This window comes from Moorena sp. SIO4E2 (assembly GCF_010671945.1).
Lineage (GTDB): Bacteria > Cyanobacteriota > Cyanobacteriia > Cyanobacteriales > Coleofasciculaceae > Moorena > Moorena producens.
In genome coordinates, this window is the sequence record NZ_JAAHIE010000514.1 from 1 (window position 1) to 5,036 (window position 5,036).

The following is a 5,036-nucleotide window of genomic DNA, read 5'->3' on the forward strand; positions in this document are numbered from 1 at the left end:
GTAGCTACAGCTATAGGTTTAGCCGGATATACAACTACTGCTACTGCTGTAATTACCTCAGGTGTCGCATTCGGAACTGCTGGAGTCCTTTTCGGAATATCAGGTGGTGGTCTTGTGGATAACAAGAAGGGAAAAAGAGCGTTATACATTCTTGGTGGAATTGCAGGTGCATGTGGTTTGATTGACGGAGTGTCTGCAATAAGACTTACTCTCAAGGCTGAAAATTCAGCTTCTGCGCCAGCTCATGAGGAAGGGGGAGATGTGCCAGCTTCTGATGAAGGGGGAGATGTGCCAGCTTCTGATGAAGGGGGAGATGTGCCAGTTTCTGAGGAAGGGGGAGATGCGCCACCTTCTGGGGAAATGGAAATTGATAGTTCCAGAATAGATAACTCACCTGATTATTGTGATTTTATGGTTAGTTTTATCCCTGGAACAAAAATATCTTCTAGGTCAGGCTTTAAAAACATCGAAGATATGCAACTCAAAGAGAAAATATGGGGCTATAATGAAAAAACTCGACAAACGGATTTATTTCCCGTTACAGCAAAATCTGTAAAATTGCATCACGATTCAGTTGCGCTGAGGACGGAATCAGGAAACACCATCGGCACAACAACGGAGCATCCTTTTTATGTCGAAGGCCGAGGCTGGATACCAGCAGGAAAATTAAAACAGGGGGATGCCATCCGTACCCAAGATGGCACGTCGGTGCTGCTGGAAAGCGTAACGGTTGAGTATGTAGAAGACGCTTTTCCTGCTTATAATCTTTCCGTTGACAAAGCTCATAACTTTTTTGTTTCTGAAGACAAGTTATTGGTTCATAACTGCGGTAGGGAAGAAGATGCGGCTGAAGGGGAAGAAGGTGCTGGCGAAACAGCAGGTGAAAGTGCTGCCGATGAAGGCGTGGGTTCTGCTAGTGCCGCTGCCAGCGGAGAAGAAGGAGTGGGAATGGGTGTTGCGGAAGTGGCTGGCGCTGCGGAAGTGGAGGCACTGCCGGAAGAAATTGAAATAGGCGTGGAAGTTGCGTTATTGCTAGCGTTATAAGCAAATAACTCAATGCTGGGATGTCCTGAAAGTGCGATCGCTGCTCTTGTAGCGACTGTCTTAAAAGTGCGATCGCCCAACTTGTAGGGTGCGCTATTCGAAAGTATAACACACCAACCCAACCCCAAAAAGCGAAATAGTCTTCAAAAGCATCTTCTTATTCTTTTAAGTCCCAATCACAAGGAAAAATTAATCCGATCACCGGTATGACCACAGAGGCTGAGATTGAGAAATTGAGTGAGGCCCTTGCTGGTGCTTCTAACCTGTCCAAAGATGATGTAGCCTCTTTTTTAAAGCAGGCGCAAGGTCTGAGAGACCAAAGGTCAAGTGGTCAGCCCATCTCAAGGTCGGAACTAGCCTCTTTTCAAGATTCTACCGGTGATATGTTTAAGAAATTGGAGGCTGTAAAAGGCTTCGATCAATTAAAAAATCCATTTACCATGACCGAGAGTGAGATAAATCAACAAGTTGATCAACTCGCTCAGGCGATGGAGAAAGCGGTAAAAATCCCTTCAGACAATACCAAAAAAATGCTCAAAGATACCTATGCCTTAATTGATCATTTAACCAATACCAAGGGTGATAGCGATTCTCCCGATAGTGGAACTAAAGATGACTCAGATACCAATGAATCTGGCCCTGATTATCAAACCTTACTGGATAACTTCAAAGAGTCCTATAGCCAGCATTATGATGCCTTAGGGTCAAGTAAAGCCGGTAAACCCATTGGTGGTCATTTGTTTAATATGACCAAAGATGAACTGGATGTTGAGATAAAGGATATCACTAAAAAAATAGCAGACGCGAGAAAACTTCCACCAGAGCAAATTAGTTCGTTCGTGATGCCTATGCCCTAAGATAAAAGCTATTTGATTTTTCTAAATCCGCCGAAAATACTGCTAGCACCGATAGCTCTACTACAGAGGATAAAGAAGATAAGAATACAGCGGAAGAGGCTAAAGATCAAGAGGTTCAGGATAAAAATTCACCAGACGTACAAGTTGCGAAAAATGAGGTTAATCGAGAGATAGGTGAATTTAACCAAAAACATGCTGGCACGATGGAGGAGATAGTGCGGGCGTCACTCAAGTAGGGTGCGTTCGATTACAAAAGATCTATCAAGACATTTATTGACCGAATATTACAGAACGCACCATCCCTTACTGGGCTTCATTCATTCTAAATTTTTAAATTTCTTGCCATTCCCGAGCATCGACAAATAAAGATAGGTGCTTTGTATTATTGGTTGCCACAGTAACTTCATACCCATAATTAGTAACTAAAATAGCTTGAGCGGCTAAAATAACATCTCCATCTAAAGCTTTAGGATCCGCTGTTGGTTTACCTTTTTTTCTGACTTCCGCCCATAATTCGGCAGCTTTTAACATAACTTCTGTAGTAATCGGGATATAGATTATTTCGGCTTTAAGGCGATTTAGTTTCTTGATTCCCGATACCTTATTTGCTCGTAATAGTTCTCGTCTAATTTCATAATCGATAATTTCAGGTAAAACAACATCATATCCTCGGTCAAAAATATTATAAAACCATTCTTGACATTGCAGTGACAACGCAGCGCCTTTTGGATTTGTAATTAAACCAACAGGGGCTGAATCTAAAACTATCACTTTGCTCATCTTAGGTTAAATCACAACTCCTTTGCTCGATTTAATGATTTTCCAAGTTTCTTTTTGGTCTTGTTCTTCGTCTAACTCATTCCAAGATTGAAATAACTCCTTTAACTTTTGTTGTTGCTGTTTTCGTTGAATTGGATCCGATTTTTCCAGCCGAGCCATCGCTTTTTGCCAATGATATACAGATTCTTTATTCGTCATTTGGCTTTGACGAAATAAACGAATGATTTGTAATAATTGTGGAATCTGTTCGTCGGGAATATTTTCAATTTATAATAATAGATCGTCACGCAAATCAGTAAGCGGACCTGTTAGCTCAGAACTCGAATGATTCATGATTTATCTACTCAAGATCGAGAGTATTAATTTGTTCAGGCTTGACAATTTGTTGCACTTCCCTATTATAGTGCGATCGCCTGTAGGGTGCGTTCCCTGAAACCATTGCGACTGGGACATTGATCGGTATTTGGGAACGCACCACCCCAACCGGAATCTGCGGTGGGGAACGCGACAGCGTAACCCACCCAACATTAAATCTTGATGATTTGGTTAAGTGCGATCGCATTGGGATGGCGATCGGGTGGGGATTGCGATCACTGATGGGGATTGGTTAAAATTAAGAGGTTACTGATTGTCGGTGAGTAAAACCGTTTGCGCGTCTGACAAAGAAAAGAAAATAATTTCTCTTGGTGCGCATTCACGCTTGTCGGGAAACCCGACCGGGGTCGCACCGCTGAGAGTATCGGAGGGCGAAAATAGGGTAAAATCCATGAAAATTACATATACATATTGGAAAGAAGCGGATGGGATGTTCTTGGGCTATTTGAATGAATTTCCAGATCATTGGACACAAGGGGTTGATCTAGAAGAATTAAAAGAGAACTTAGCTGATCTCTATAGAACATTTACTAGTGAAGAAATTCCCGGAATTAAGAGAGTCGCAGAACTTGATATTGCATGAAAAGACGCGATTTAATTGCCTACTTATAAAAATCCGGTTGCTATTTGATTCGACATGGTGGGAAACACGATATTTACCATAACCCAAATAATGGACAAACGGAACCAATTCCAAGGCATCGAGAAATTAATGAGCGATTGGCTAAAAAGATTATCAAAAGCCTGACACAAGAAAATTAAAGGCAAACAAAATAGTGCGAGCGGGTTGGAAAGGTGATCTCTGTCCTATGCGATCGCTTGTAGCCCTTTTTTCTTCACGAGCGTCAACAGGCGTAGCGCAGCTCCCCCAGGTTTTTTAACACCACTTTCCCAGTCGGAAACATGAAGGGGTGAAACATTGAGGTAACGAGCGAAGACTGCTTGAGAAGCATTTTCCCGCTCCCGCAAAGCACGGATATCTTGTGGAGATAGGGATTCTATAGGAGTAAGACAGGTTTGATCAAACTCATCCATCGTCTGCTTAGTAATGGCACCAATTTGATGCAAAGCTTCCATGGACTCATGGATGGCAGCAAAAGCCTCTGATTTGTACTGTAGTGATTCGCTCATTGCTTAACTTCCCCTAGTGCCTTAATATCTATCAATTGCTGAATCTGTTCATCTGACAGAGCCAAGTACTCTTTAGCCGCCTTCTTAAAGTCTGCTAGCTCATCCTTGGAGATATTATCGCGCTCACTTTTGGCAAACCCATATATAAAAAACGCCTTATCACCGCATAGGAATAGGATGATCGAGCGATACCCTCCAGACTTACCCTGGCTCTCACGGGCAATGCGCTGCTTGATGACACCTCCACCGAGATCAGCATCGATTAAGCCTTGCTCTGCCCGCATCACAGCTGTGAGCAACATGGCATCTGTCATTCTTTCCCTACGGGAGAAGCGTTGAAACCATGCAACGCATGAAAATCCGCAATATAACCTCTTACATTTTATATAATATCATACATTGCATGATACTTTAAGTGCGATCGCTTTTAGCGGCTCTTTTGGGGCATCGCGCGTTGTAGGTTGGGTTGAAGAATGAAACCCAACATAATTCCCCACTACACAACGTCTTCGACTCTTGTACGGGGTTTTCTCTCTAACAAAAAGAACCTACAATTTAATTGGTGTGGCGGTCAGATATTGTTGGGTTTCCGTTCCTATACCCAACCTACGTTTGAATTGAGGTGGTGAGTGCGGACGCTTATCCTATGTTGCGGATAACATACATTGATCCATGCGGACGTGACTAGTCCGGTGGGTTGAGGAAATGCCTTAGTAACGCACCCCCACACTAAGCGAGAATAAAGCGCAGAAGCAAAGGTTGGGAGGAAAGTAGGTCGATGACAAAAGTAGTTATCCCTATGCTCAGAATTAGAAGCACTACTGCGTGAATATGCTGCTCAGCGAGGTC

8 protein-coding genes and 1 pseudogene are annotated in these 5,036 nt (G+C 42.9%); 5 read left to right on the top strand and 4 right to left on the bottom strand.

Translation table 11 applies throughout. The features are described 5' to 3' along the window. On the top strand, positions 1-1,044 hold a 1,044-nt coding region (locus tag F6K37_RS31850; protein ID WP_287254577.1), incomplete at its 5' end, for a polymorphic toxin-type HINT domain-containing protein. 206 nt (positions 1,045-1,250) lie between these two features. Continuing rightward, positions 1,251-1,901: a hypothetical protein gene (locus F6K37_RS31855; protein WP_287254579.1), complete on the top strand. Its 651-nt coding sequence runs from the start codon at positions 1,251-1,253 to the stop codon at positions 1,899-1,901. A 330-nt stretch (positions 1,902-2,231) separates the two neighbouring features. Here F6K37_RS31855 and F6K37_RS31860 read toward each other — a convergent pair whose 3' ends face one another. Continuing rightward, positions 2,232-2,681: a PIN domain-containing protein gene (locus tag F6K37_RS31860; RefSeq protein ID WP_287254582.1), complete on the bottom strand. Its 450-nt coding sequence runs from the start codon at positions 2,679-2,681 to the stop codon at positions 2,232-2,234. A 6-nt stretch (positions 2,682-2,687) separates the two neighbouring features. Then, the gene (locus F6K37_RS31865) at positions 2,688-2,879 is read right to left on the bottom strand and encodes a hypothetical protein (protein ID WP_287254584.1); all 192 of its coding nucleotides are present in this window, start codon (positions 2,877-2,879) and stop codon (positions 2,688-2,690) included. A gap of 254 nt (positions 2,880-3,133) precedes the next feature. On the opposite strand from F6K37_RS31865, the gene F6K37_RS31870 reads away from it, so the two are divergent. From F6K37_RS31870 to F6K37_RS31880, 3 genes and pseudogenes are all read left to right on the top strand, one after another. Then, positions 3,134-3,292, top strand: coding sequence for a hypothetical protein (locus F6K37_RS31870; protein WP_287254586.1), 159 nt, complete (start codon positions 3,134-3,136; stop codon positions 3,290-3,292). Positions 3,293-3,447: 155 nt separating this feature from the next. Next, positions 3,448-3,639, top strand: coding sequence for a type II toxin-antitoxin system HicB family antitoxin (locus F6K37_RS45770; protein WP_502887789.1), 192 nt, complete (start codon positions 3,448-3,450; stop codon positions 3,637-3,639). Further along, positions 3,636-3,818 (top strand): annotated as a pseudogene (locus F6K37_RS31880) (type II toxin-antitoxin system HicA family toxin). The gene F6K37_RS45770 and the pseudogene F6K37_RS31880 overlap by 4 nt, the downstream one beginning before the upstream one ends. 45 nt (positions 3,819-3,863) lie before the next feature. Here F6K37_RS31880 and F6K37_RS31885 read toward each other — a convergent pair. Together F6K37_RS31885 and F6K37_RS31890 are read right to left on the bottom strand one after the other, a co-directional pair. After that, positions 3,864-4,187, bottom strand: coding sequence for a helix-turn-helix domain-containing protein (locus tag F6K37_RS31885; protein WP_287254590.1), 324 nt, complete (start codon positions 4,185-4,187; stop codon positions 3,864-3,866). Next, on the bottom strand, positions 4,184-4,573 hold the full coding sequence (locus F6K37_RS31890) for a type II toxin-antitoxin system RelE/ParE family toxin (RefSeq protein WP_287254592.1): 390 nt from the start codon (positions 4,571-4,573) through the stop codon (positions 4,184-4,186). The genes F6K37_RS31885 and F6K37_RS31890 overlap by 4 nt, the downstream gene beginning before the upstream one ends. Between the last annotated feature and the right edge of the window lie 463 nt (positions 4,574-5,036).